Genomic DNA, 25,746 nt, shown 5'->3' on the forward strand with positions numbered 1-25,746 from the left:
CGAGGCCGAACCGGAGGCGGAGAGCAGGGTAGAAATAGGATTGGCGGGTACGGCCAGGGATCGGCCGCACACCGTGACTTCGCAGGATTCCCGCCCCCACCCGGGGGCCCGAGAGGAGCGACGAGGCGTGCTGACCTTTACAGATAAGGCCCGCGAGATGGTGCTCGAGTTCATGGATCAGGGGGGCGAGGAACTCAAGGCCCTCCGAATCCATGTGAGCCAGGGGGGGAGCCCGATGGCCCCCTCATTCGAGATGACGCTCGTGGAAGACGGCGACCGGGGAGAATCCGATCTGACGGTGGACGGAGGCGGCTTCACCGTCCTCGTAGATTCGGAGAGCGCGGAGAGGCTCGGAGAGGCCACGGTGGACTTCGTCGAGCGGGTGAACGAAAGCGGCTTCGAGATCACGCCGGCCCGCGTCGCACCGACCCGCAAGCTTCCCGAAGGCCCCTTCGCCGAAAAGGTGCTGGCAATCCTGGAGGAACAGGTGAATCCGGCGATCGCGGCCCATGGCGGGCGGATCGAGCTCCGGGACGTGAAGGGAACGGAGATCTACATGGAGATGACCGGGGGGTGCCAGGGATGTGCGATGTCCCGGATGACTCTGCGGCAGGGCGTCGAACGCACGATTCGCCAGGCGATCCCAGAGATCACCGCGATCCACGACGTCACCGACCACGCCTCCGGCGAGAACCCCTACTTTTCCGAGTGAAGCTCCGGCAACGCGCTTCCCTGCCTCCCGATCATCCGGGACGGCGCCCCGCGGCGCGCGTTGCCGCCCTCCTCGCGGCGGCCCTTCTCCTCTCGCCCGCATGGGCGGGGGCACAGGAGACGACCGCCGCCCTCGCGGTGCCCCGGGTCGGCCCCCTCGAGGGAGTCGTCCTCGCCGCGGGCGGAGGGACCCTCGGACCCGAGATCTGGGCGCGCTTCGTCGACGAGGCGGGTGGTGAAGCCTCCCGCATCGTCCTGATTCCCACCGCTGCGACGGACGAAGAGTTCGCGGGAGATCCGACGGTCCTCCGCGCGCTCTCGGACGCGGGCGCCACCTCCGTCGTCGTCCTCCACACCCGCGATCGCACCCTCGCCGATTCGGAGTCCTTCGTCGCCCCGCTGCGGGAGGCCACCGGAGTCTGGATTTCGGGGGGGCGCCAGCACCGCCTCGTGGAGGCGTATCTGGACACGCGCGTGCAGGAGGCGCTCTTCGAAGTTCTCCAACGGGGCGGGATCGTCGGAGGAAGCTCGGCGGGCGCCTCGATCCTGGCCTCCTTCCTCGTCCGCGGGGACCCGGAGACAAACGAGCGGGTCATGTCCGCCGAGTACCGAACCGGATTCGGGTTCCTCGACCGCGCGGCCGTGGACCAACACCTCCTCGCGCGCGGCCGCCAGGAGGACCTCTGGTCGGTCCTGGATCTCCGTCCCGAACTCCTAGGCATCGGCGTGGACGAAGGGACCGCCGTCGTCGTCCAGGGGGATGTGGCCGAGGTGCTCGGGACGAGCCAGGTCATCTTCTACGACGCCACCGGACCGGAGCGGCGGCGAGAATTGCTCGAGGGCGGAGACCTCTTCGACTTATTGAAGCGAATCCCGCTCACAGGTGATGTGAACCTGGAGACCGCAGGGGCGGCGGCGGCATCGCACTGAGAGACAAGGATGCCGGCTACTCGAAGTACAGCCGACTCACCGTTTCAGCCACGCAAGCGGGCTTGTCGCCTCCTTCGATCTCCACGGTAACTTCCCGCACGATCTGCAATCCGCCGGCGACCTCGGCGACTTCCTTCAGCGTGCTTCGCGCCCGGATCCGCGCCCCGGCCTTCACGGGCGCAGGAAAGCGCACCCGGTTGAGCCCGTAATTCACGCTCAGCCTCACGCCCGGAAGGGGTGGTTGGGCGCCGATCCCCGCGGACGTCAGCATGGGAAGCATGGAGAGGGTCAGGAAGCCGTGTGCGATGGGCGACTTGTAGGGTGACTCGCGTTTGGCGCGCTCCACATCCACATGAATCCACTGGTGGTCGCCGGTCGCCTCCGCGAAGAGATCGATGCGCGACTGGTCCACCGTGGCCCAGTCGCTGACGAGGGTTTCCCGACCGACTTGGGGCCGGAGCTGTTCCAGCACGATCTCCTTGGACATACATCATCTCTCATGGAGTAGGTGGGGGCTCACGAAACACTAAAAATCGGGGCGCCGGCCTGAAAGATCCGGCCGGCGCCCCGATGCCACTCCCGCGAAGGGCGGGGGATCAGTTCCCCCGGTAGCTGGAGACCGGCGGGAGCTGAGCTCCCGTGAGGTCTGCGGGAACGGACTCTTCGGCCACGACGGGCATCCGGAGAGTGCCGATTCCCGAGATGGTGGCCTCGATCGTCTCTCCGGGCTGGAGGTAGCCACTCCGCGTGTCCTGCGCGAAGGCGCCGGATGCGGTGCCGCCGGAGGTCCCGCTGTTCAGTACATCGCCGGGGTAAAGGGTGATGAGCGACGACGCATACTCCATCAGCTCCCAAAGGGAGTGGATCATGTCTCCCGCTCTCGCCTCCTGGACGACCACCCCGTCGATCGTGAGGAGCTGGTGCAGCCGTTCCATCGGATCTCCATAGAATTCTTTCGGGACGATCCAGGGCCCTTGGGGCGCGAAGGTGTCGTGACCCTTCCCGACGAACCAGTCCGATCCGGACGAATACCCCCCCGGGGGACGGCCACCGCGGTCCGAGACGTCGATCGAAACCATGTATCCGAAGACATAGTCCTCCGCCTCGGCGGCGGAGACGTACTTCGCTGGCCGCCCGATCACGGTCGCGAGCTCGACTTCCCAGTCGGTGCGGTCGCGCCCGTATGGAATGACGATGTTGTCGCCGGCGCCGATGATCGCGCCTCTCGTCGGCTTGAGAAAGAGATAAGGCACGCCGCGGTTCTGTTGGCGCTCCAGGGTGCGGGCCTGGAGCTCTTCCGGTGTACATCCCTCGCATGCGTGTGTGTAGAAGTTCACCGCCGCGTTCATGATTTTGCTCGGGTACTGGATCGGCGCCATGATCCGCACGTCTTCCACGGCGTGGATATACGCGGGGCGGGGGTTCGCGTCGAGCTGCCCCTCCGCCACGAGATGATTGACAATCTCGTAGAGCCGGAACTTGAGTCCGTACTCGTACTGCCCAATCAGGTCCAACATGTTGTCGGGCATCGGAATCCGGACGAAGTCGGGATCCCGCTGCAGGTTCCGGTTGGCGCCCGCGATATCCACGATGAGGGCGTCGCGGAGCACCAGCCCGACCGTCGGCTCCCCCCCGATTTCGAAGGTGCCGACCTTGAAGGGCTCGACGCTTTGCATGGCTTGAGAGGAGACTTTCGCCGGGACCAGCGCGGCAGCAATCAGAGCTACGGCCTGGAGGCCGCGGACGAAAGAGAAGGTGGACTTGGGCATGGTGTCCCCCGTCTGATTTGTTGGACAGGTGCGGCGGTGGGTTCAGTTCGCATGGTCGAGCCAACCCAACTGGCTGTCAAGAAAAACCGGATTCCGTGGCATCCCGTCGTGAGTGCCCCCTCAGCTCGCCGGCGCTTCGGCCTCCACCATTTCCTCCTCCATCAATCCCTGCACGGCGGGCGCGAGGGCACGAAGGATCTGTGTGGGAAGTGCGCTCGTAAACCAGTAGCGGTCCGCGTCTTCTCCTGGGACATATGCGGTGATGACCCCGTAGTACCGATCCCCGATAAAAAAGACGAAGGTCGAGGTCCGGTTCACGCTCCGCGACTCGATCAACCGTCCTCCCGGGGCAAAGACCCGGTAGCGATTGTCTCCGGTCCCCGTTTTCCCACCGACGACGAGTGGGACCCCGTCCGGGCCCACGATGGCGCCCCGCATCCGGCGCGCGGTGCCTTCCTCCACTACATCCACCATCGCTTCGCGGAGGATCGCGGCCACTTCGGTCGCCATCACACGCTCTCCTTCGGAACCTTCGCGAAGCATCCGCGTCTCGAAGGGAGTCCCTTCGGCGAAGTGAAGCTCCTCGAGCCGGTAGGTCGGAAGCCGGACTCCGCCGTTCAGGATGATTCCCACGAGCTCCCCGAGCGCGGCGGGGCGGTCACCCGAGCTCCCAATCGAGGTGCCGAGCGAGGGAACGATGTTCTCGAACGGGTACCCGAGGCGCCGCCACCCGGCGAGGATTTCGGTGAACGCTTCGACCTCGAGGAGGGAGCGGATTCGCTGGTCCTGGGCGCTCTGGCGGTTCGTCCGGAAAAGCCAGGCGTATACGTCCTGCCGCGCCGTCTCGCTTGCCGCAATCAGCTCGGTCCGCGTCGCCTCGGGGTTCACGATAAGGTGCCGCGCTGCCCATAGCTCGAGTGGATGCACGGAGGCGAGGAATCCGAGATCCGCGAGGAGCTGGCCCTCCGGATTCGCACGCGCGTACAGGTCCGCGACCGTCGCGACGCTGAATTCCGACTCGGGCTGATTCGCGCGCAGGAGGAACTCGAATTCATCGGGCGTCGGATTGGGCGCGACGGCGCGGTAGACCCAGGCGATTCTCTGCGGGGTGAGCCGCCGGTCGGCCACGAGCGCCTGCAGGATCTCGCTCCGTGACTTTCCCTGGAACTTGGGGATGAACTGATTCAGGAATTGGATCCCCTCGCGGTCCGCGAAGCGCTCCAGATAATCCTGCCGCAGCGGCGAATCCGGCTCTTCGAGCACGTATGCCGTCGATCCGGGCACCCGGTAGACGTAGTGGTTCACCACGTCTCTCATCACCCGCACGAAGACGAGGTTCACCGATTGCCGGAATCCCTCCGTCACGGTGAGGGAGCGCGCGTCGTAGGTGTCGTCGAAGTTCGAGAAGGTCTGCACCCCTCCCCCTGTCACGAATCGCTGGGAAGGATTCGCGGAATAGGTGCGGCCCATGGCCCGTCGGAGAAACGTCGTGAGATCCACCTCCGGCTCTCCGAGGATCTGGGCGCGAGCCCAGAGGGCCAACCCGTCATTCGGAGAAAGTGGGAGCGCGCGGAGTGAGTCCGGCGTCAACGATTCATAACTGCCGTACAGCTCTGCGACGACTTCCAGATAACTCGCGAGCGTACGCAGCTTCGCGGTCGAGCCGAGCTCCAGCCGCGCCGACTCATTCAGGTTGAAGGGCGCGTCGAGGTTGTCCGTCTGAATCCGCACGAGGTTTCCCCGATCCGTCCGCTCGTGCAGAACCAAAGAATACACGACGAGCTCCGGCTCGCCGCGGTCGAGAAGCCGCGGGCCGTCGAATCCTCCCTCGCGAACGAAATTCGGATCGGAGAGCGCCACGAGGAAGTCCGTCGCAGCGCGCTGGGCGTCGCCATCGAGCGTCGTCCTCACAGTGAGATCGAGCCGGTCGAGATCGTACAGGCGCGGGACCCCGAGGAGGCCGAGGAGTTGGGTTCGCACGGCGTTGACCCCCTTCCTGTCCACGAAGGAAACGGGCGGGCGCTCCACTGTGAGCGAACGGACCTCGCTCGCGGCCTCGAGCGCCGCCGCCGCGAGCGCCCTTGGGATCACCCCCTCGCTTTCGAGGAGACCGATGTACTGATCGGTCGCTTGTGCGAGCGCTTCGCGTCCCTCCCCCTGCGTGAGGTAATAACTCGGGCGACGCTGGGCGATGAGGAGGCTCAGGACCTCTCGGTAGGCCGCTCCGCTCTCCGAGATGGGCGGCACGCCCCGCTCGCCGTTCGGCCCATCCCAGAAGGTGGCGGCCGCCGAGGCACCCGGAGGGAACACGCGTGCCGGATCCGGAAGGAGCGGGCTCCCACCGGGCTCGACAGCCGCGAGCAGCCGGTTCGCCTCCGCAAACTCCCTTCCGTACCAAGCCCAGAGCCCGTCTCCGAGGCCAGTCACCTCACCTTCCCCGCGCTGTGCCGCGAGGGGAACGGAGTTCAGGTAGTCGAGGACGATTTTTCGGCGTGCGGGGAGGGTCTCCTCCCCTCCGAGATACCCGCGGAGCGAGGCGCTCGCCATCTGGACCAGCTTATCGCGAGGGGATTCGGTGAGCCCGTCCGGGGCATGGCGAAACTTCTCGAGCTGCGTCGCGAGTGTGCTCGCCCCGGCGACGTTCCCCTCACGCCCGAGGAAACGCAGCCCGAGCTCGAAGACGCTTCGAATCAGGCGCGACCACTCCACCGCCGGATTTTGCTTCGGACGGTCGGGGTCGAGGATCGTCCGATTCTCGATGAAGAGAAGGGTCTGCCAAACGATCGGCGGGATCGCTTCGAACGAAGGAAAGACACGCGCCGGGTAGGGCTCGGAAAAGAGCGGCCCGCCGTTTCGGTCCAAGACGGTGAGCCCCGCGCGCGATTTCTCTCCGTAGATCGGGAAGAGGTCGTGGACCTCGACCATTTCCGCGAAGCGCTCCGAGACCCGCGCCTGCTCGACGACCCCGAATCCCCGGCTCTCCGCGCCCCGGATCATCCCGGGGAGGGCAGCGTAGCCGAGGCGCCGGTCGTAAGGTCCTTCACCGGGAAATACGATGCGGGGCGAAGGGCCCTCCTCTACGGCCCAGGTCAGCTCGGCCGCGAGGGGCGCGAGCCACCGCGCCTGGAGCGTGGAGGTCCTCATCTCCCACCACGCTGCCACCGCCAGGAGCAAGAGGGGGACCGCGAGAATAAGGGAAACGAGGGCCCAGCGGGGAAACCGGCCCCCGCGGGCCGGCTCTTCATCACCGCGCCAGCGCGTCATCTCACTCCAATCGAACCCCCGGGTCCGCCGTCGCCCCCCGCGTCAGGATCGGAACCGGAAGCGAAAGCTCTCTTCAACGAGCAAGCTCGAACAAGTACATGGGCGAGGTCAAGCGACGGCGAACCGCCGGGAATTCCGAGCGCGGATGAGCCGCTTCGACCGGAAAGATCTCCCGCATCTCGGACCCTGGCAGGGTCGGGGACCAGCAGGTAGGATCCCGCCGTGCGCTCCCCTCACACCTTCGCCCTCCTCCTCTGGGGGTCCGTCGCGGTTCTCGCGGCGCTCGGACCCGATCGCGCGACCCTTTGGCCCGCCACCGTCGCGTATACATCCGCCTTCCTCGCCCTCCTCCACCTCTGGCGGCGCCATCGCGCCTACCTCGACGATCCTCGTGTCCTTCTCGGAGGCGCGGTTCTCCTCCGAGTCACCCTTTTCCCCGCGCTCCCCGACCTCTCGGACGATCTTTTTCGATACGTCTGGGATGGGTGGTTGTCCTTCTCGGGAATGAATCCCTATCTGTACCCGCCCGCCGATCCCGCGCTCGCGGCCTGGCAGGGATCGCCCCTCTACCTGGCGCTGAACTCGGCCGCCTACCACTCGGTTTATCCGCCCCTCTCTCAGGTCGTCTTTTTCGCGGGTGGCGCCGCGTACGAACACCTCGGATGGCCCGCCGCCGCGTATGTCGTAAAGGGCGGTTTCCTTGCCCTCGAGGTGGCGGGGATCGCGGGGATCTTTTTCGCTCTTCGGGCGCTGGGGCGGGAGTGTGCGTCGCTCGCGCTCTACGCCTGGAATCCGCTCGTCCTTGTCACGATCGCGGGAAGTGGACACACGGAGGGCGGGCTGACGGCGGCCCTCGGCCTCCTCGCCTTTGGCGTCGCGTCCGGCCGGGGGAAGACGGCCTGGTGCGGCCTCGTCCTCGCCGCCGCATCGAAGGGAGTGCCGATCGTTCTCGCACCGCTCCTCTTCCGGCGGCTCAAGGAGGCCGGGGGAAGTGGACGGGCGCTCGGGGACGCCTGGCCGGCGGCGCTGCTCGCCCTGGCGCTCGCTCTTCCCGTTATCGCTCCGGGCGCGCTCGCGGGCGTCATATCCTCCCTCGACCTTTACGTTCGCCTCTTCGAATTCAACGGGGGACTCTACCTTCTCGCGCAGGAGGTGGTGCGCGCCTTCACCGGCGAGGATTACGGCCGGACGATCGGGCCGTTACTGCGATGGCTCTTCCTGGGGATCGCACTCCTCGTCTCCCTTCGTTGGCCGGTCCGCGGCGCGGAGGACTGGTTTCAGGGGGCGCTCCTCCTCTTCGGCCTCTATCTCGCGACCGCCACGACGGTCCATCCCTGGTACCTCGGCTGGGGACTCGCGCTCGTCCCCCTCACTTCCTTCATTCGCGGCCCCTGGCTCTGGGCATCGTGGGCGGCATTTCTCACCTACTTCACTTATGCCGGCGGGCCGCATGGCGTTCTGACGGCGATTTTCTGGGGAGGCGTCGCGCTTTTTTTGGTGCGCGATCTCGAGGGCGCGATCCGGGACCGGCTCCTCCGGTGGGCCGGCCGGAGGAAGGCGCGGCAACTCGAAGACGTCCTTCAGGACGGAAGCCTTCTCGATCTCGGTGCGGGAGAAGGTTACGTGGCGGCCGAACTTCGCCGCGCGGATCGGACGATCTACCTCATGGACGTGCGTCCTTCGTTTCAGGTTCCCCTCCCCGGCGTCGTGTACGACGGGTCGCGCGTGCCACTGCGCGACGGCGCGGTGGATACGGTTCTCCTTTCCCTCGCCCTGCATCACGCCGAGAACCCCGACCGCGTCCTCGCCGAAGCGCTCCGGGTCGCCCGGAAGCGAGTCCTCGTCACGGAATCCACCTACCGATGGGGTTGGGAGAGGAACGCGCTGGAGGTGGCCGACCGTTGGGCGAACCGCGGGAGAGGGATGGAGACCAAAGAAGCCGGAGGCGGCGCGACGCTCCACTTCAGAACCGTCGGCAGCTGGCTCGGAGCGTTCTCGGAGGCTGGCGCGGAAGTGCTGGAATCCCGGCGTCTCAACCGAGTCGGACACCGTCACCACCTCTTCGTGCTGCGGCCGCGCGGCGTGCGCGGGGCTCCCGCGCCCCTTCCCTAAAGGACGCCGAAGCCCAGGAAGAGATCCTCGCGCAGTCCGCCCTGAGAGAGAGCCCCCCCACCCCGCGATCGGTCGAGCGCGTCGAAAAGGCGGTCGAGATGATCGTTGAGCGCCTGGAGGACTGCCGGATTGTCCGTCCCCACCTCGAGCACCGGGTCGCGCGGCACCGCGGCACCGAGCGCGGGCGTGTAGCGCAACTCCGCCGAAGCTGTCACGAGGAAGTCATGGAGCGCGACGGCATGTTCGGCGGCTTCGATGAGTTGTGCCGCACGCCCCCCGCGACTCGGTTCCATCCCCAGGTAGCGCCCGGCGAGATAGTCGCGGAGCTGACCCGCGTCCGCGGGGCGGTCGCCCATCCGCGCCGCGGCCTCGTCCACCACGGAAAGGAAGATCGCGCGGTCGAGCGCGCGTAGGTCGCCCACCAGACGGATGTATCCCTCCCAGAAGCTCCGGACCTCGGCGTAGTCGCCGGCGTCGGCCAGATAAGGTCCGCCGAGCCATTGCGGGGGCGGTGCACCTCCGATTCCGTGGGCGGCGCGAAGCGAGTCCACGGCGTTCTGGATCCGCAGGGCGAACACGTCGAGGGCGCGCGCGGCATCGGGAGCGAGCTCGGCGGGCGGCGGCGCCTGGCTCGCCGCGGCCGCCTGCACCGAGACGAGGCTTTGCCCGTTTATTCCTCCACGTCCGGCAAAGGCATCCTCGGATGAGTCGCCGTCTCCCGAACCATCCCAGAAGAGAAGTACTCCGGCGAAAAGTACCGCCCCCGCCACCGCGACGAAGAGGACCGGCCGCGGCCCCCTCCGGACGGAAGATTCTTCCCGCGGGCGCCCCGCGCTCGGGCGCGGAGCGGCCGGAGCGCGCACTGTATCCCCGAGAGGGCTTGCCGGCTCGGCGCGGCGGACCCCGCGTTCGCTCGGCGGAGGAGGTTGGGGCCTGGCCGGATGTAGCTCGTCGGCTCCGGGATGCGTGAGCCACTCGCGAGTTTGAAGCGGCGTGGGCTTGGGGTCCGCGACTCTTTCGGGAGGATGGGGCGCGGATGGGAAGAGGTCCGCGGGATCGGCGGGCGGCTGGACGACGGTGATCCCGAAATCGAGCGGGTCGTCGCCACCGCGATCGGGGTCAACGGTGCCGAGCGGTGCCGCGTCGGGCCCCTCTCGCCCCATAGCTCCGGCCGCCAGGCCAGGCGGGGCGGAGACTGTAGGATCTTGCCAACCGGGAGGGAGCTCACCGCCTTCAGCCTCGATGTCCTCCAGGATGAAGCGCACGACCGGCGCGTCCCCTGCCCGGCTCCAGGCTCCCGTACTCCCGTCGAAGAGAGGCGTGTTGGGACCGACATCCCCGCGCTGGACGCGACGCGCCAACGCTTCGACCGAAGAAACGAGGACCTCGGATCCGTCTTCGAGCCGAATCCGAAAGCGGGCGGTGGGAGTGGTCCCGCTCATCGAGTGTGCGTAGGAGGTCTGACCAGAACCGGTGGGTCCAGCAGGTTCGTCCGGTGACCCACCCTCCGGTACGGACCTCGGTTCGGAAGCATGTTCGCGGGGCCGTGGGGGGACCGAGCGGAGGAGTTGGGAGGTCCGCACAAGGTGGGCCCCCCTGGAAGTTTACCACCTTGGAACGATACGTTCCGAATCGCTTCCCTGACAAGAGAGGAAGCGGGGTGTGGCGCGGCGGATCCGGATCCCCCGCCGCGCCGGCACCCGGGATCCCTCTCACGCCTTGCCCCCGGCATCGGAGCCCTTCGATGAATCCTCCGCGACTCCGACGACCCGCCACGATTCTTTACATGGGCTCCTTACTCGGTGCTTCCGCCTGCGCGGTCTCATCCGACAGTCCGACCGCCATCGTGGACGCCGCGATCGCCCAGCACGGTGGCGATCTCTTCGAGAACAGCCGCATCCGTTTCACCTTCCGTGGGACACGATTCGAGTATTTCCGCGACGGAGGCGCATTTCGGTACGAGCGAACCTTTCGTGATCCCCTCGGAAGTGTCGTGAACGAGGTGATGGTGAACGACGGCACCCGAAGGCTCGAAAACGGCGGCGCGGTGGCGCTGGCCGACGACGAGCGCATGCAGGTCGAATATGATGTGAATTCCGTCATCTACTTCGGATTCCTCCCCTTCCGGCTCCGCGATCCCGCGGCTCGGCTGCAGACACTCGCCCGCGACACCGTCCAGGGCGCGCCGTACCATAGGATCGAAGTCACCTTCGACGCGGAAGGAGGAGGAGTGGACTCGGATGTGCGCTTCGTGCACTGGATACACCAGGACTCCCTCACCCTCGACTATTTCGGATATCGCTATTCCCGGGACGGGGGAGGGGTCCGTTTCCGGCGCGCCGTGAACCGGCGCGAGATCGGCGGAATTCTCGTTCAGGACTTCGAGAACTACGCTCCCGCGGACGCCGTGGAGGACATCGCGGACCTTGCACGGCACTTCGAAGAGGGATCTCTCGATCTTCTTTCCCTCGTCGCCCTGGAAGAGGTCGAGGTCACGCGGGCGCGCGGCCTCGCGGAGGTGGATCCCCTCCTCCCTCGGGAGGCCCCCGGGGAGGGACTCGAGCTCCAGCTTGGGATCGAGCGTTCCGAATACTCCCCGGGCGATTCCATTCACGCAGTCATGAACCTCGTGAATCGCTCCGGCGAAGAGCGGGCGCTCGGCTTTGCCAGCGCGCAACGCTTCGACCTCGTGGTGCTGGATGAAGGCGGCGAGCCGCAAGCCCGATGGAGCGAGGGACAACTTTTTGCTCAGGTGACCGGTGAAGAGGCGCTCGCACCGGGCGGGACGCTCCACTTCGAATCGTCCGTTACGGCACCCGCGGCCCCGGGATCGTACTACCTGCAGGGAAGCCTTCCCGCTTCGGGTGCGCCTCTGCCGGCGGTGCTTCCCTTCCGGGTCGTCCCCTGAAGTCGCGCGGGAAGCAACCGCCAGACGCGACCGGAACGTCCCCGTTTCGGACCGGGTCTCTACCTCCGGAGTCCGGACTCGAAGAAGACCACAGCGAGGTGACCCGATGGTAGAGCTCAACCTCCTCCTCGCCGTCCTGGGGGGCGTCGTGAGCTTCCTCTCGCCCTGTGTCCTGCCCCTGGTTCCGGCTTACGTGACGTTCATCACCGGGGCGAGCCTCGACGAGCTCACCGACTCCAACCGCAAATTTTCGCCCGAAGTCCTGAGACACGCGCTCCTGTTCATCGCGGGATTTTCGCTCATTTTTGTTCTGATGGGCGCCTCCGCGAGCTTCATCGGGGGATTCCTCATCACCTCACGCCGCGTGTTCGAGGTCGCCGGCGGGATTTTCCTCGTCCTCTTCGGGCTTCTCCTTTCGGAGATCGTGAAGCTTCCGTGGGCGATGCGCGATTGGCGCGTCCACATGAAGGATCGCCCGGCGGGAAATCTCGGAACGCTCTTCGTGGGGATGGTCTTCGCCTTCGGATGGACCCCCTGCATCGGACCCATCCTCGGAGGCATTTACACCCTGGCCGCCGGCGAAGAGACTCCGGGGCGCGGAATGCTTCTTCTCGGGGGTTACTCCTTCGGACTCGCGCTTCCCTTCGTCCTGGCCGCCGTCGGCCTCTCCCGCTTCCTCACGCTTCGACGCCGCATCGGACCGTGGCTCCCCTGGATTCAGAGGGTGAGCGGAATCGCGATGGTGATCTTCGGGGCCCTCCTTATCACCGGTCAGTTCACCCGGATCGCCGCGGCGCTGGCTCAGGTCACCCCGGACTTCCTCCTGCGTTGGATGTGATGGACGGCCGCGACTCGGGGATGGGACCGCGGGGGAGCGAACGGGGTATTCAACAATATGTCCGAGTCTCGTGTCCTTTAGGTCAGGCCGGCGTAACGCATGGGGACGCGTGACGCGGGCGCACCGGGACGGGTTCGAGGAGGCCGTTCGCACTTGACTCCCGCTTCACCCGCCCGTGATACTCAGAATGCTGGAGATTTCCACGAACGTCGGTGAATCCACGTACTTGGGATTGAGGAGAACAGGCAATGCAAGACGGAACGACGCGCCGCTGGAGCTGGTCGCAGCTCCGGTACTCGGCCCCGGTGATCGCGCTGCTCGCGGTATTTGCGCTGCACGGGGAGGCGTTTTCCACGGAGCACGCTCAGGATCCCGACGACGAGGATGTGACCTTTACGAAGGACGTCGCCCGGATTCTCCAGGAGAACTGTCAGGTTTGCCATCAGCCCGGCTCGATCGGGCCCATGGCGCTGATGACCTATGATCAGGTTCGTCCGTGGGGGGCCGTGATCAAGGATCGGGTAGTCCATCGCGAGATGCCGCCCTATCAGTACGACACCGATGTCGGCGTGCAGGATCTCAAATACGATCCCCGGATGAGCGACGAGGAGATCCAGGCCATCGTGGCCTGGGTGGACAGCGGGATGCCGATGGGTGACCCGGCGGACATGCCCCCGCCCGCCGTTTGGCCCGATCCGTCCGAGTTCCGCCTCGCCGAGCGATTCGGCCGCGCCCCCGACGTCATCGTGACTTCGACGCCTTACGACGTGCCCGGGATCGGCCAGGACCGCTGGTGGCAGCCGACCGTCGAGACGGGGATCACCGAGGACCGGTGCATCATGGCGATCGAGACCAAGCCCGCGGTCGCGGCGCGCATGGTGACGCACCACGCCAACTCGTACTTCAGCGTGAATGGCCGTCAGGCCGCGATGCTCTCGGAGTTCGCGATCGGGAAGATCGGCGAGATCGTCCCCGAGGACGCTTGCCGCACGGCACCCGCCAACTCGCAAGTGAGTTGGGACATTCACTACTGGCCCAACGGCGAGGACATCGACGACGCCGTCGTCCAGATCGGGATCTGGTTTTACCCCGCCGAGCGCGAAGTCGAGACCTACCGGCAGGACCTGACGCTCTATATGCTGAGCGGCGGAGTCGGCGGACGGGGTTACGACATCGCTCCGCACGGCACGCTGATGACGCAGGGCTTCCGGAGCTTCAACACTCCGGTCCGCATCGACAGCTTCCAGCCGCACGGACACACCCGGCTGGTCGCCATGTCGCTCCAGATTCTTCGAGCCAATGGCCGTCTCGAGATGGTCAGCATGGTTTCGAACTGGAACGCGCTCTGGCACCACAGCCACATCTATCAGGATCACGCATCGCCGCTCCTCGCCGTCGGCGACCAGCTTGTCCTGACCGGTTGGTACGACAACACGGCCAACAACCGTTACAACCCTGACCCGGATCAATGGGTCAGCATCGGGGACCGAACGGCGGACGAGATGTCGCACGCGTGGCTCGCGGTGACGCATCTCGATCAGGAAGGATACGAGGAGATTCTGGCCGAGCGTCAGGCGCAGACGACGCCCACGACCGACTGAGAGCCGGCCGGCTCTCCCTTGGCCCTCGGAGCGTGCCAGGAAAAGGGGGCAGTGATCGGGGGAGCCTCTCCAGTGGCACTGGGGGGGCTCCCTCGTTTACCTTCAGTGGTCTGAGGCGGACAAGTAAAGAGAAGTGGTGGCGGTTTCATCATGAAGGAGATTCGAATGACCAGGATTCGTTTGGCCCTTGGCGGTGCGACCGTCGCCTTGATAGGGCTGAGTGCTCTACCCCTTCAGGCGCAGGACTGGACGCAACGCGAATTTCCGTTGGCGCCCAGCAATTCCTCGGGGAACTTCGTCGCTCCGTACTTCGACGGGTGGTACCTGAACGAGGACGGCTCGTACACGATGGTCTTCGGTTTCATGAACCGGAACGCCGATGATCTCGTCGAGATCCCCCTGGGACCGAACAACTTCATCGAGCCGGCGATCTATGACGGAGTGCAGCCCACGTCCTTCCCCGTGGTGAGCTACGGTGGCTTTGGCGGACCGCGCGAGCGCGGGGTATTCGCCGTCGTCGTCCCCGCGGACTTCACGGGCGACGTTTGGTGGCACCTCACGACGGGTGACTATTCGACGAAGGTTCCGGGTAGGCTCTATTCCCCGGGGCCGGTTATCAAGGGAGCCTACGAGCTCAGCACCACCCCGATGGCCGAAGGGTCCATGCGACCCCTGGTCGGCTTCTCCCCAGACAACACCTCATGGGGACCGCTCGGAGTCTGGGCGCCCGAGACGTACCGGACCTCCGTCGGCGAACCGATCGCGGTCACCGTGTGGGCGTACGACCGCGGCGACCGCGAGCTCCGAGACGTGAACATGACGCTTTGGAAGTACCAGGGACCGGTCGGGGGACAGATTTCATTCGTCTCCATGGTCGAACCCCCGCCACCTCCTCCTCCCGCGGAGGCTGAGCCTTCCCCCGCCGGTGGTGCGGATGCAGCCGCGGCGGGCGGTCGTGGCGGCGCGGCTCCTGGGGGCGGGGCCGCGGCGGGCTTCGGAGGGCGCGGCGGCGCACAGAATCTGGGGGGGCCCGTGGGACCGCTCACGCCGCAGCAGCCGGTCCGCATTCCGTTGCAGGGAACGGCGCCGAACCAGGGCAAGTTCTCGGCGGCCTTCGACATGCCCGGCGAATACGTCATCCGCGTTCGGATCGACAACTTCACCTCCGGCGACAGTTCGGCGGGGAACCAGTGCTGCTGGTCGAACGCCTACGTTCGGGTAGTGGTCACCGAATAGGTTCGGGTCGGTTTCCGACCCAAGAGTTGTGAGAGCCAAAAATTGTGAGAGAAGGGGCCCTCCGCCCACCGGAGGGCCCCTTTCTTGCAGGGAACGATTTTGAAGGAGCGGGGACGGGCGTGTTCGGCCCCGCGGGACCCCCGGGGCGCACCAAGGGCCAGGGACAACTCTTGACGGGCCCCGGACAGGCGCCACAGAATACATAGGTCGGGGTATGAAGGTTGTACCACTCGCGATCCGCTATTGCGGGCGCCGCTCGCAGCTGTGGGTCGCCGTCACCAGCCTAAGGAGTGGAACATGAACGATCATCGGTTGAGCGCTTTGCTTGGCCGGGGGCTCTGGGCGGGATTGGTGGCTTTTGCGCTGGTGGGACTCCCCGTCCTTCAGCAAGAAGCCCTCGCTCTCGATCCGGGAGACGACGAGGATGTGACGTTCACCGCGGACATCGCCCTGATCCTCCAGGAGAACTGTCAGGTCTGCCACCAGCCGGGCTCGATCGGTCCGATGGCGCTGATGACCTACGAACAGGTTCGCCCCTGGGGCGCGGTGATCAAGGAGCGGGTGGTACATCGTGATATGCCTCCCTACCAGTACGACACCGACGTCGGTATCCAGGAATTGAAGTACGATCCCCGGATGAGCGAAGAGGAAATCCAGACGATCGTGGCGTGGGTGGACAACGGGATGCCGATGGGTGATCCCGCCGAAATGCCCCCGCCCGTCGAATGGCCCGATCCGGCGCAGTTCCGCCTGATCGAGCGGTTCGGCCGCGCGCCCGACTTGATCGTTCGCTCGACGCCTTACACGGTGCCCGCCATCGGCCAGGACCGTTGGTGGCAGCCGGTCGTCGAGACCGGGCTCACGGAGGATCGCTGCATCATGGCGATCGAGACCAAACCTTCGGTGGAAGGGCGGATGGTTACTCACCACGCCAACTCCTCCTTCCGGGTGGAAGGCGGCGCCGGTGGCCGGCTCTCCGAGTATGCGATCGGGAAGATCGGTGAGATCATCCCGGAGGGCGCCTGCCGCACCGCGCCGGCGAACTCTCGGGTGGGCTGGGACATCCACTATTGGCCGAACGGCGTCGAGATCGTGGACGCGACGGTCGAGATCGGAATCTGGCTCTATCCGGAAGACTACGAGGGCACCTACCGCCAGACGCTGAGCCTTTACGGGCTCCAGGGCGGCCGGGGCTTCGATATCGCGCCCCACGGGACGCTGATGACCCAGGGCTTCCACGGATTCGATACTCCGGTCCGGATCGATTCCTTCCAGCCGCACGGGCACACCCGGCTGGTGGCGATGTCCATGCAGATCCTCCGGGCTAACGGCCGCCTCGAGATGGTCAGCATGGTCTCGAACTGGAGCGCGCTCTGGCACCACAGCCACATCTATCAGGACCATGTGGCGCCCCTCCTCGACGTGGGCGACAAGCTCCTGTTGACGGGGTGGTATGACAACACCGCGAACAACCGGTACAACCCGGACCCGGACCAGTGGGTGGGAATCGGCGACCGGACTGCGGACGAGATGTCCCACTCGTGGATCGCGGTGACTCACCTCGACCAGGAAGGGTACGAGAAGATTCTGGCCGAGCGTCAGGCTCAGGCGACGCCCACGACCGACTGAGCTGGACCCGGCAACTGGCCGTCGGCCCTTAGGCTGGAACCGGCGGCAGGCTTGGTGACGGAGTTGCGCTGAGGAAACTCGGCGCGAGAGACTGGGAGGCTTCCAACCGGGGGCCTCCCAGTTTTTTTGCCTCCTTCTGACCTTTGAAGAATTTTGTTGACTTTTGGGCCCTTGCAGCCCCATTTTGCCTTAGGATTCCGTGCGGCGCCTGGAGGCCCCTGAGGGGCATTTCGCGGGGTCGGGCACGCTGGTACGGCGCATCGATGATTCATGGACACCCGTCCCGGAGAGCGCGACATGCAACACACCACGCCCCCGTGTGATTCGTGGCTGAGTGGATGGACCCGACTTTCCATTCTGGCCCTTCTCGCGGTCTTGGCCCTTCCGGGTTCCGCCCTGGCGGCGAACGATCCCGGTGACGAGGTGATTACCTTCACGAAGGACGTGGAGCGCATCCTCCAGGAAAATTGTCAGGTCTGCCATCAGCCGGACGCGATCGGACCGATGGCCCTGACGAGCTACGAGGAAGTCCGGCCTTGGGCGCCCCTCATCCGTGAAGCGGTGCTGAGCCAAAAGATGCCCCCGTATCAGTACGATACCGGGGTGGGGATTCAGGAGCTCCAGAGCGACATGCGCCTGAGCCGAGAGGAGATCGAGACCCTCGTGGCCTGGGTGGACGCTGGCGCGCCGCAGGGCGACCCCGCGGACGCTCCACCGCCCGTCGCCTGGCCGGATGCGGCGGCATGGGGTTACGTGGACTTGTACGGACCTCCGGACATCATTGTTCGCTCTGCGCCCTTCGACATCCCGGCCAACGGCCAGGACACCTGGTGGCGGCCGACGGTGGACACCGGCATCACCGAAAGCCGGTGCATGCGGGCAATCCAGACGAAGCCCGTCCTCTCCGGACGCGCGATGACGCACCACGCGAACTCCGTCTTCGTCATGCCGGGTGATGCGGATGCGTCGGACGACGACGATGGCGCAGCATCGCAGGGCGGCCGGCTCTCCGAATACGCGCTCGGGAAGCTCGGGGAGATTATTCCGGAAGGCGCATGCCGGACCGCGCCCGCGGGATCTCAGGTTCGGTGGGACATCCACTATTATCCGAGCGGAGTCGACGTCGAAGATCATGTCGTCGAGGTGGGCATCTGGCTCTACCCCGAAGACTACGCGGGAAGCTACCGCCAAGATCTCCGGACCTACGGTCTGCAGGGCGACATTGACCTCGCTCCGGGCGGAACCGCGATGACGCAGGGATTTCACTCCTTCGACCATCCGGTTCGGATCGACAGCTGGCAGCCGCATGGCCACTTTCGAATGGTCGCGGGGTCCCTCGAGTTCTTCTATCCGGAAACGGGACGGCGCGAGCTCATCAGCATGGTGAGCCGGTGGACTGCTCTCTGGCACCATAGCCACGTGTACGACGAAGACGTTGCGCCCCTCCTCCCCGCAGGCGCTGTGATGGTCCTGACCCAGTGGTACGACAACACCGCCAATAACCCGATCAACCCCGACCCGACGGTCTGGGTCGGCCGGGGATCGCGTACCACGGACGAAATGTCCCACAACTGGATCGCGGTCACGCACCTCGACCAGGAAGGGTACGAGCGGATTGTCGCGGAGCGTGAGGCGAAGGCCACGCCCACGACGGACTGACCCGGAACTCACGCGGGGGCCGTCGGCCCGTAGGCCGAGACCGGCGGGCAGGGGTTGTCAAAAGTAGTGCGCTGAAAAGAGTTGGCGCGAGAATCACCGGTGGGGATCGGAGCCCTCTTTATCTGACAGGCAGAGAGAGGACTTCGGTCCCCACAGCCTTTTCGACTGAACCATCGCACGCCCACAACACTGAAATGCTGGAGGAGTCGATGTCCATCCGCCCGGCCGCCCGGGTTTCCGCCGCCACCCCGGCTCTCGTCTTCGCGCTCGCCGTTTCGGCCGCAACGGTGGAGGCCCAGCAGCCGGCCTTTCCCCTCGCACCCAATCCTCCGACGGGACTCACGGTTTCGCCCTTCTTCGAAGGATGGTTCGCGAACCCCGACGGGACCTTCGACGTGTCACTCGGCTACTTCAATCGGAACTCGCGCGAATCGCTCTACATCCCGAGGGGACCGGACAACTTCATCGTCCCCGCGGAGTTCGACGGGTTCCAACCCGAGCACTTCCCGCCCCGTCGGGTCCGGGGGGTCTTCACCATCACCCTCCCGGCGGAGATGGTGGAGGCCGGACAGCGGGTCACCTGGACTCTGATCAACCGCGGGGACACCCTCTCCGTCCCCGCCGGCGCGCGCATTCTCTCGTACGAGCTCGCATATGGGCCGATGGCCATGGGCTCCCTTCCGCCCGTCATCCGATTCGAGGCTGGAGGCGAGGGAGGACGGGGGCCGCGAGGGATTATGTCGCCGATGACCTTCCGTGCGACGGCGGGTGCCCCGCTCACGTTGCGGCTCTGGGCCACTGACGAGTCCATGCGGGCGACCGGCGCTAGCTTCCCCGTAGGCGTCTCGTGGGTGACCCACCAGGGGCCGGCGGTCGCCACCTTCACGGACGAGGTGATGACCGAAGAGCCGGGAGGAGGCGAAGCCACGGTCACGGTCACCTTCAGCGAGCCTGGTGAATACGTCCTCCGGGCGCAGGCCGACAACTTCGACGCTCCGGACAGCGGGGCCGGCGACCAGTGTTGTTGGTCGAACGGCTATTATCGGGTGACCGTCACCCCGGAATAGGCCGCCGCTACCAGCCGCCGCCCGGGTACGGGGCTGAATTCCACCAGGCGACGTCGGGACGGTGGGACCAGAGGAGCCCGCGAATCAGTTGCTCGGGGCCGTCGCGGACGTCGGAGAGGAAGCGCAGGGCCGCGGGGCCCTCGAGGGGTCCCGGGTCCTGGCTGGTCCAGGATTCGCGGGCTCCCTGACGGGGAGCGGAGCGTTCGCCGAAGACTTCCCCGGGATTCGGCGTGTCAGGCTCTAGCCCCGAAGCGCCGTCCCCGGTCTCTGATCGCACGAGCGCATTCAGGTCCACGCGCGTCTCGTCCTCTCCCGCGGAGACCTGATAGTCGGGCTCTAGCGGGCGGTGTCCGAGCGAATCGAGCATCCGCTGGGCGACGGCTAGATTCCATCGCGCATCGAAGTCCCCGGAACGCAGGCGAATCGCGGCCCGATTGCTCTCGACGGCCTGGCCGAGGAGGACGACCGCGGAGTCCGCTTCGATTCCCGCGCCCGAGGCCGTGAGAAAGCCGTGCCCGAGGTTGTAGTGCGCCCTCTGGGTGACGAGCGTGTCCACGCTCGCCCCCGCCACTGCGGCGAGCCTCTCGCGGGCCTGCTCCGGATCGGTGTCGAGGAGGACCGTTCCCAGGTTGAAGGCGGCCACCACGTTTTCCGGGTCGTCGGCATGACGGCGGTAGAGCGTGGCCGCTTCGGATAAGTCTCCCTCGTGAGCGACCCAGTTTCCCCGCTCCAGGGAGCCGCGGTCCAGCCAGAAGAAGAGGGCGCCAAGCGCGAGGGCAACGAGGATCGCGCTCCGCAGGAGAGCCGGTGGACCCAGGCGCGGGTCCGCTCCCTTCGAGTGCGCGGTTGGGTTCATCCTCGCTTCCCTTCCCCACGCGTACGGGGACGGAAAGGCCGCATATCGAAGAGACTCTCCGCGCACAGGAGGAGGAGGGCCGTGAGGGCGAGGACCGGTCCGGGGTCGCGGCGGGGAGACGGAGCGTCGGCCACCGCTTCCCGCACGGTTTCAGGACGCGCCACCGCACGAAGAAGCTCGTCCAGGGCGGCGGTGTCGTCCGCCCGCGCGTAGCGCCCCCCTCCCGCCGCCGCGATTCCGATGAGCGTCTCTTCGCGGAGCCGGGAGACCACGGGACGCCGGTTTTCGTCCACGACCACTCCCCCCAACTGGTAAGGGGCTGCCGGCATGACGACTCCAGCGCCCTCCACCGTACCCACTCCCACGGCATGGATCCGCACGCCTCGCTCGGCCGTGGCGCGTACCGCCGCAAGCGCCGCACCTTCGGTCTCTCCGGCCTCTCCGTCCCCGATCACCACGATGGCCCGATCGGTCGCGAGCCCGTCGGCGGAACCGAAAAGCGCCTCGGCCTCCGCGATCGCGATGGAATGAAGGGTGCCCGGGTCATGCGCGCTCGCGATCGTCGGCACGACGCCGGAGAGGAGGTACCGGAGCGCCTCGTGATCCTCCGTTGGGGGGGCCAATGGGTATCCCTGCCCGGCAAAAAGAAGGAGTCCGACCCGGTGATCGGGAAGGAGGTCCAGGAGGGTCTCGGTCATTCCCACGGCGCCGGCGAGCCGCGACGACTCCGCCGCCCCGTCGGCGGCCTGCATGGACGCGGAGACGTCGATGGCGACGATCGTCTCTCGAATCGGCGCCGGCTCGACCGCATCGGGCTCGGGGACGACCCAGCGCGGCTCGGCGGCGGCGAGAGCTGTCCCTCCCGCGGCCAAGACGAGAAGGATGATACGCGCCCAAGGAACCCGATTGAGATCGGACGCCACGAGGCGCACGCCGGCGCGCCGTCCGCCCAGGAAGTCGCCGAGTTTCCTACGCCGCCGCGCGTAGCTCACGAGCCCGAGGACCACGAGAACCACGATCCCCGCGCCGATCTGAAGGAAGATGGGGCTCGCGAAGATCATGGAATGACCCCCCAGCGGGATCCGCGCAGCAGCGCCTCGGTACCGAGAAGGAGAAGGGTCATACCGAAAAGCCACCCTCGGAGCGGAAATCGAAGCTCGAACTCGGTCACCTCCTGGACGGGCGCCTCCATCCGGTCGATTTCGCGGTAGATGGAGTCGAGCGATTCTCCGCTGGATGCATGGAAGTACCGCCCGCCGGTGATCTCGGCGATCCCCTCGAGCACCGTCCTCATCTCCAGCGCGATTCGTCCGGCGACCCCCCCGGGTCTTCCGGCCGAAAGGAGAGCCGAGAGTTGGCTCTCCGGTCCCTGAAGACTGATCGAATGGACCCTGATGTCCAGCGCCGCCAGCGCGCGCGCCGCCGTGAGCGGGGGAACCCTGACCCCGTTGTGCGCCCCGTCCGTAAGAAGAACGACCACTCGCGGCTCCCGCTCCGAGTCGAGGAGGCGAGCCGCGGCGGTGAGCACGGCCCCGGAGATATCGGTTCCGTCGCGCACGAGCTGGACGTCGAGCGATTCGACTCCGGCCGTGATGAGGTGGGGATCCATGGTCGGAGGCACGCGAGTGACTGACTGCGCGGCGAATCCGACGAGCGTCTGCTCGTCGAGAGGGCGGCTCTCAGCGAAGCGTACCGCCGCGTCCCGCGCGACCTCGATCCGGCTCGCCCCTCCCTCCATGTCCCGGGCGAGCATGGAGCTGGAGAGATCCACGGCAAGCGCGATTCCCCGCCCCGCGACCGAGACCTCCGTGTAGCTCTCCACGCCGTGCGGATCGGCGAGAGCCAGGAGGAGAGCGGCGAAGGCCCCGGCCCGAAGAATGCGCGGAAGTACGAGAAGTGCGCCTCGCCCGACCCCGAACCGTCCGCCCAGACGGGCGGCGGTGTCCGCTTGCGCGAACACGAGCCCGTGGCCGGCGCGCGGCCAGAGGAGGATCCACCAGACCGGGAGGACGAGGAGAAAAAAGAGAACCCCCGGAGATTCGAACTCGAGAGAGCCGGGAGCGGAGGTCGCGACCGCCCCAACGAAAGCGCGCAGGCCCTCCATGAAATCGGCGATCATCGCGTCTCCGGTGTGGCGCGAATCCAGGCCGCGGTCCGCTCCCAATCCCCCTCCGCCACCTCTGCCTTCGGACGGTGGAGCCCGAACTTCACCCGCTCGGCCACCTCGATCACCTCGCCGAGAGAGCCTACCGCCTCTCGTCCCCACCGCTCCTCGATTCGGCCCAGGAGCTCGCCGCTCGTCAGCTCGCTCCCCACCCCAGGGTCCACGCGGGACGCAAAATAGCGCACGATCTTGGTGAGAGTCGCATAAAAGACCTCGGGCCGGCCCTCTCGATGAGCCCCGCCGCGCCTAAGCTCGTCCAGGCGAAGCAGCGCCTCCGCCCCGGGATTGCGAGCCGGGGTGGACTCGAGCGCCGTCTTCTTGCGAAGCCGAACCCCCACCGCGCTCGCCGCCGCCAGCCCTGCGGCCGACCAGGCTCCGAGCGCAAGCATCCGCCAGATGCTCCACTCTCCTCCCAACACACCTGCCGCGGGCCTCGGCTGGAGAGACCCCTCTCCCTCCTCTCCGACGAGCGGATCCACTTGCACCGCACCGAGCCGCAGCGTACGGCGCTCGAGCTCGGGAAGTTCTCCCACGGATCCCCCGGAGCCGCGTCCTGAGCCTACCGGAGCGAGGGGGCGGATCCAGAGCTCCAGCGTGGGGAGAAGGACCGTTCCCTCGGCAAAGGCGATGATGGGAAAAACCGCTCGGACCTCGACCGAGTCCCCCGGAAGGGGCGCTTCCGACCATCGCCCCACTCCGCGGCTCTCGGCGCCCGCCGCCGGAAGGAGTGTGTCCGACAGGAGGGCGCCCATCGCCCGCGGAAGGTGGAGGACGAAGTGGAGGTCGAAAGGGGTGCCGAAGGGAGGCCGGGCCGGTTCGGTCCGGACCTCGACGAGGAGGATTTCGGGTGTGGAGTCGATGGCCTGCGGGGGCACCGCCAGTGCATCACCGGCCCCTGCGAGACATGCGAACATCAGTGCGAGCCCCCTCACGCCTGGGCTTTTCATCGCGGGGCTCCGCGGCGGCGCGTCAGGAAGCGCGCGAGCACCTCGAGCGCATCGGCGCTCGTGTCCACCTCTACAACCTCCGCGCCCGCGCGCACGAGTGCTTCCCCCACCGCATCCCGCGCGCCCGCGACGGAGTCACGGTACCGCCTCCGAACGCTTCGCCGCCCAGTGTTCAGAATCGTCCGCGCCCCGCTTTCCGGGTCCGTCATCTCCACCCAGCCTAGCGCCGGGAGCTCCTCCGCCTCCGCCGGCCCGGCGATGCGCACCGCGACGATGTCGTGCGCCCTCGCGGCCCGGCCGAGCGCATTTTCGAAGGCATCGAGCGGCTCGTTGAGGATGAAGTCACCGACGAGGAAGACGAGAGCGCGTCCGCCGCGCGCGCGCGCCACGAGGTCCAATGCCGGCACCAGATCGGTCCCCCTCCCCTCCTCGTGGTGAGAGAGGTGCTCGGAAATCAGCTTCACCGAGTGCCTTCGACCGGATCCGGCGGGAACGATCCGCTCCACACGGTCGCTCGCGAGGACGAGGGAGAGCCGGTCGCTGTTTCGGGCCGCCGCGAAAGAAAGGGCGGCCACGATCTCGGTCGCGACTTCGGCAACGGAACGCTCCCCCGGGGCGAAACGGCCCGAGGCGGAGACGTCCACGACCAGCGTCACCAGGAGGTCCCGCTCCTCGACGAACCTGCGCACGAAGGGGGTGCCGCGCCGCGCCGTCACCTTCCAGTCGATGGTGCGCACGTCGTCTCCGGACTGGTATCCACGGACGTGAGAGAACTCGGTTCCCCGGCCAATGAATACGGAGTGGTACTCTCCGGTGAAGAGGGAGTCCACGAAGGTGCGCGTGCGAAACTCGAGCCGCCGCACCCTGCGGAGGAGGTCTTCATCCGCCTGGAGTGTCGGCTCCTCGGACTTCCGGAGCCATCGCCGGGGCCAGAATCTCACGCGCGGCGCCCCGGGCGCGGCATCCCGCGGCCCCCAGGACTCTTCTCGCTCAGGGGGGAGGGACGGCGCCGAGCACACGCCCGATCAGGGTGTCCGCGTCAATGCCTCGGGAATCCGCTTCATACGTCGTTCGGAACCGGTGGCGGAGCACGGGAAGCGCCATGGCCTTCACGTCGTCGGGGAGGACGAAGTCCCGCCCGTGAAGATAGGCGCGGGCGCGGGCGGCGCGGGTGAGGAAAATCGAGGCCCGGGGCGAGATCCCGAACTCGACGAGTTTCGAGAAATCGCCAAGTCCCACCGTCTCCGGCTCACGGGTCGCGAAGGCCAGCTCGACGACGTAGTCCTGGATCCGCTGATCCACATGCACCTTCGCGAGCTCGTCTCGCGCGGCGAGGATGTCCGTCTCCCCCACCGACCCCTCCGGGAGGGGCGCCGCACCATTCCGGTCGTGAAGTGCGACGCGCCGCAAGATCTCCTTCTCTTCCTCCCTCCGCGGATAACCGATCTTCAGCTTCATCATGAAGCGGTCGAGCTGCGCCTCGGCGAGGGGATAGGTCCCCTGCTGCTCGATCGGGTTCTGCGTGGCGAGGACGAGGAAGGGCGAAGGAAGCGGGTAGGTGATCCCGTCGATCGTGACCTGCTCCTCCTCCATCGCTTCGAGGAGCGCCGACTGGACTTTCGGAGGAGCCCGATTCACCTCGTCCGCGAGCACGACGTGCGCAAAGATGGGCCCCTTGTACACCCGGAACTCCCCGCTCCCCTGGTGATAAACCGGCGTCCCGACGACGTCGCCGGGAAGGAGGTCCGGTGTGAACTGAATGCGGCGGAAGGTCGTGTTCAGGGCGCCGGCGAGGGACCGCACGAGAAGAGTTTTTGCCAACCCCGGAAGTCCTTCCAGAAGAAGGTGTCCCCCGGTCAGAAGCGCGATCATCAGCCCCTCGACGGTTTCGTCCTGGCCGACCACCCGCAGGTGAACGGCGTCGGAAACGTCCTGGAGGAGTTGTCGTCCAGCGGTGCGGGGAGGTGCGGTCACGAAGTCCGTTGCTCGGCGGAAGCGGAGAGGGCGGGAAGCCCATCGGACGGACGGTAGGGAGAGCGGCTCCGGGAAACAAGA

The 25,746-nt window shown here is 66.8% G+C and carries 20 protein-coding genes; 10 read left to right on the forward strand and 10 right to left on the reverse strand.

What is annotated here, in order from left to right:
* Window positions 1-127 precede the first annotated feature (127 nt).
* Both WEG36_03335 and WEG36_03340 read left to right on the forward strand, forming a co-directional pair.
* Window positions 128-712 carry a NifU family protein gene (locus tag WEG36_03335; GenBank protein ID MEX1256633.1) on the forward strand — a complete coding sequence of 195 codons (585 nt, stop codon included), beginning with the start codon at window positions 128-130 and terminating at the stop codon, window positions 710-712.
* Window positions 709-1,641: a cyanophycinase gene (locus WEG36_03340; protein ID MEX1256634.1), complete on the forward strand. Its 933-nt coding sequence runs from the start codon at window positions 709-711 to the stop codon at window positions 1,639-1,641. Before WEG36_03335 ends, WEG36_03340 begins: the two co-directional genes overlap by 4 nt.
* Window positions 1,642-1,657: 16 nt before the next feature.
* Here WEG36_03340 and WEG36_03345 read toward each other — a convergent pair whose 3' ends face one another.
* The 3 genes from WEG36_03345 to WEG36_03355 all read right to left on the reverse strand — a co-directional run bounded on the left by WEG36_03345 (window position 1,658) and on the right by WEG36_03355 (window position 6,674).
* On the reverse strand, window positions 1,658-2,128 hold the full coding sequence (locus WEG36_03345; protein MEX1256635.1) for a MaoC family dehydratase: 471 nt from the start codon (window positions 2,126-2,128) through the stop codon (window positions 1,658-1,660).
* 109 nt (window positions 2,129-2,237) lie between these two features.
* Entirely contained in the window at window positions 2,238-3,410 is a 1,173-nt protein-coding gene (locus WEG36_03350; protein MEX1256636.1) for a fumarylacetoacetate hydrolase family protein, read from the reverse strand.
* Window positions 3,411-3,530: 120 nt separating this feature from the next.
* On the reverse strand, window positions 3,531-6,674 hold the full coding sequence (locus tag WEG36_03355) for a transglycosylase domain-containing protein (GenBank protein MEX1256637.1): 3,144 nt from the start codon (window positions 6,672-6,674) through the stop codon (window positions 3,531-3,533).
* 222 nt (window positions 6,675-6,896) lie between these two features.
* Here WEG36_03355 and WEG36_03360 point away from each other — a divergent pair, with 222 nt between their 5' ends.
* Window positions 6,897-8,786 carry a class I SAM-dependent methyltransferase gene (locus WEG36_03360; protein ID MEX1256638.1) on the forward strand — a complete coding sequence of 630 codons (1,890 nt, stop codon included), beginning with the start codon at window positions 6,897-6,899 and terminating at the stop codon, window positions 8,784-8,786.
* On the opposite strand, the gene WEG36_03365 is transcribed toward WEG36_03360, so the two are convergent.
* Window positions 8,783-10,228, reverse strand: a complete 1,446-nt coding sequence (locus tag WEG36_03365; protein MEX1256639.1) for a hypothetical protein — start codon at window positions 10,226-10,228, stop codon at window positions 8,783-8,785. The two genes, WEG36_03360 and WEG36_03365, sit on opposite strands and share 4 nt — an antisense overlap.
* Before the next feature lie 302 nt (window positions 10,229-10,530).
* Between WEG36_03365 and WEG36_03370 the strand changes: the two genes are divergently transcribed.
* From WEG36_03370 to WEG36_03400, 7 genes are all read left to right on the forward strand, one after another.
* The gene (locus WEG36_03370) at window positions 10,531-11,694 is read left to right on the forward strand and encodes a DUF6503 family protein (GenBank protein ID MEX1256640.1); all 1,164 of its coding nucleotides are present in this window, start codon (window positions 10,531-10,533) and stop codon (window positions 11,692-11,694) included.
* 106 nt (window positions 11,695-11,800) lie between these two features.
* Window positions 11,801-12,532 carry a cytochrome c biogenesis CcdA family protein gene (locus tag WEG36_03375; GenBank protein MEX1256641.1) on the forward strand — a complete coding sequence of 244 codons (732 nt, stop codon included), beginning with the start codon at window positions 11,801-11,803 and terminating at the stop codon, window positions 12,530-12,532.
* Window positions 12,533-12,780: 248 nt separating this feature from the next.
* A complete protein-coding gene (locus WEG36_03380; GenBank protein ID MEX1256642.1) occupies window positions 12,781-14,133 on the forward strand; it encodes a cytochrome c in 1,353 nt (450 codons plus the stop codon).
* 165 nt (window positions 14,134-14,298) lie between these two features.
* Entirely contained in the window at window positions 14,299-15,369 is a 1,071-nt protein-coding gene (locus WEG36_03385) for a hypothetical protein (GenBank protein ID MEX1256643.1), read from the forward strand.
* 297 nt (window positions 15,370-15,666) lie between these two features.
* Complete coding sequence (locus WEG36_03390; GenBank protein ID MEX1256644.1) at window positions 15,667-16,998, forward strand: hypothetical protein; 1,332 nt, start codon at window positions 15,667-15,669, stop codon at window positions 16,996-16,998.
* Window positions 16,999-17,295: 297 nt separating this feature from the next.
* On the forward strand, window positions 17,296-18,657 hold the full coding sequence (locus tag WEG36_03395; GenBank protein ID MEX1256645.1) for a cytochrome c: 1,362 nt from the start codon (window positions 17,296-17,298) through the stop codon (window positions 18,655-18,657).
* A 209-nt stretch (window positions 18,658-18,866) separates the two neighbouring features.
* The gene (locus WEG36_03400) at window positions 18,867-19,724 is read left to right on the forward strand and encodes a hypothetical protein (protein MEX1256646.1); all 858 of its coding nucleotides are present in this window, start codon (window positions 18,867-18,869) and stop codon (window positions 19,722-19,724) included.
* Between the two features lie 7 nt (window positions 19,725-19,731).
* Here WEG36_03400 and WEG36_03405 read toward each other — a convergent pair whose 3' ends face one another.
* From WEG36_03405 to WEG36_03430, 6 genes are read right to left on the reverse strand one after another with little or no spacing between them, the layout of a single operon-like run.
* On the reverse strand, window positions 19,732-20,580 hold the full coding sequence (locus tag WEG36_03405) for a hypothetical protein (protein ID MEX1256647.1): 849 nt from the start codon (window positions 20,578-20,580) through the stop codon (window positions 19,732-19,734).
* Window positions 20,577-21,641: a VWA domain-containing protein gene (locus tag WEG36_03410; GenBank protein MEX1256648.1), complete on the reverse strand. Its 1,065-nt coding sequence runs from the start codon at window positions 21,639-21,641 to the stop codon at window positions 20,577-20,579. Before WEG36_03410 ends, WEG36_03405 begins: the two co-directional genes overlap by 4 nt.
* On the reverse strand, window positions 21,638-22,699 hold the full coding sequence (locus WEG36_03415; GenBank protein ID MEX1256649.1) for a VWA domain-containing protein: 1,062 nt from the start codon (window positions 22,697-22,699) through the stop codon (window positions 21,638-21,640). Before WEG36_03415 ends, WEG36_03410 begins: the two co-directional genes overlap by 4 nt.
* Window positions 22,696-23,691 (reverse strand): hypothetical protein, encoded by a 996-nt coding sequence (locus WEG36_03420; GenBank protein MEX1256650.1) that lies wholly within the window; start codon window positions 23,689-23,691, stop codon window positions 22,696-22,698. Before WEG36_03420 ends, WEG36_03415 begins: the two co-directional genes overlap by 4 nt.
* Window positions 23,688-24,632, reverse strand: a complete 945-nt coding sequence (locus WEG36_03425; protein MEX1256651.1) for a DUF58 domain-containing protein — start codon at window positions 24,630-24,632, stop codon at window positions 23,688-23,690. Before WEG36_03425 ends, WEG36_03420 begins: the two co-directional genes overlap by 4 nt.
* Window positions 24,633-24,681: 49 nt before the next feature.
* A complete protein-coding gene (locus WEG36_03430) occupies window positions 24,682-25,665 on the reverse strand; it encodes a MoxR family ATPase (GenBank protein MEX1256652.1) in 984 nt (327 codons plus the stop codon).
* Window positions 25,666-25,746 lie beyond the last annotated feature (81 nt).

This window comes from Gemmatimonadota bacterium (assembly GCA_040882465.1).
Classification (GTDB): Bacteria; Gemmatimonadota; Gemmatimonadetes; order Longimicrobiales; family Gaopeijiaceae; genus JBBEBG01.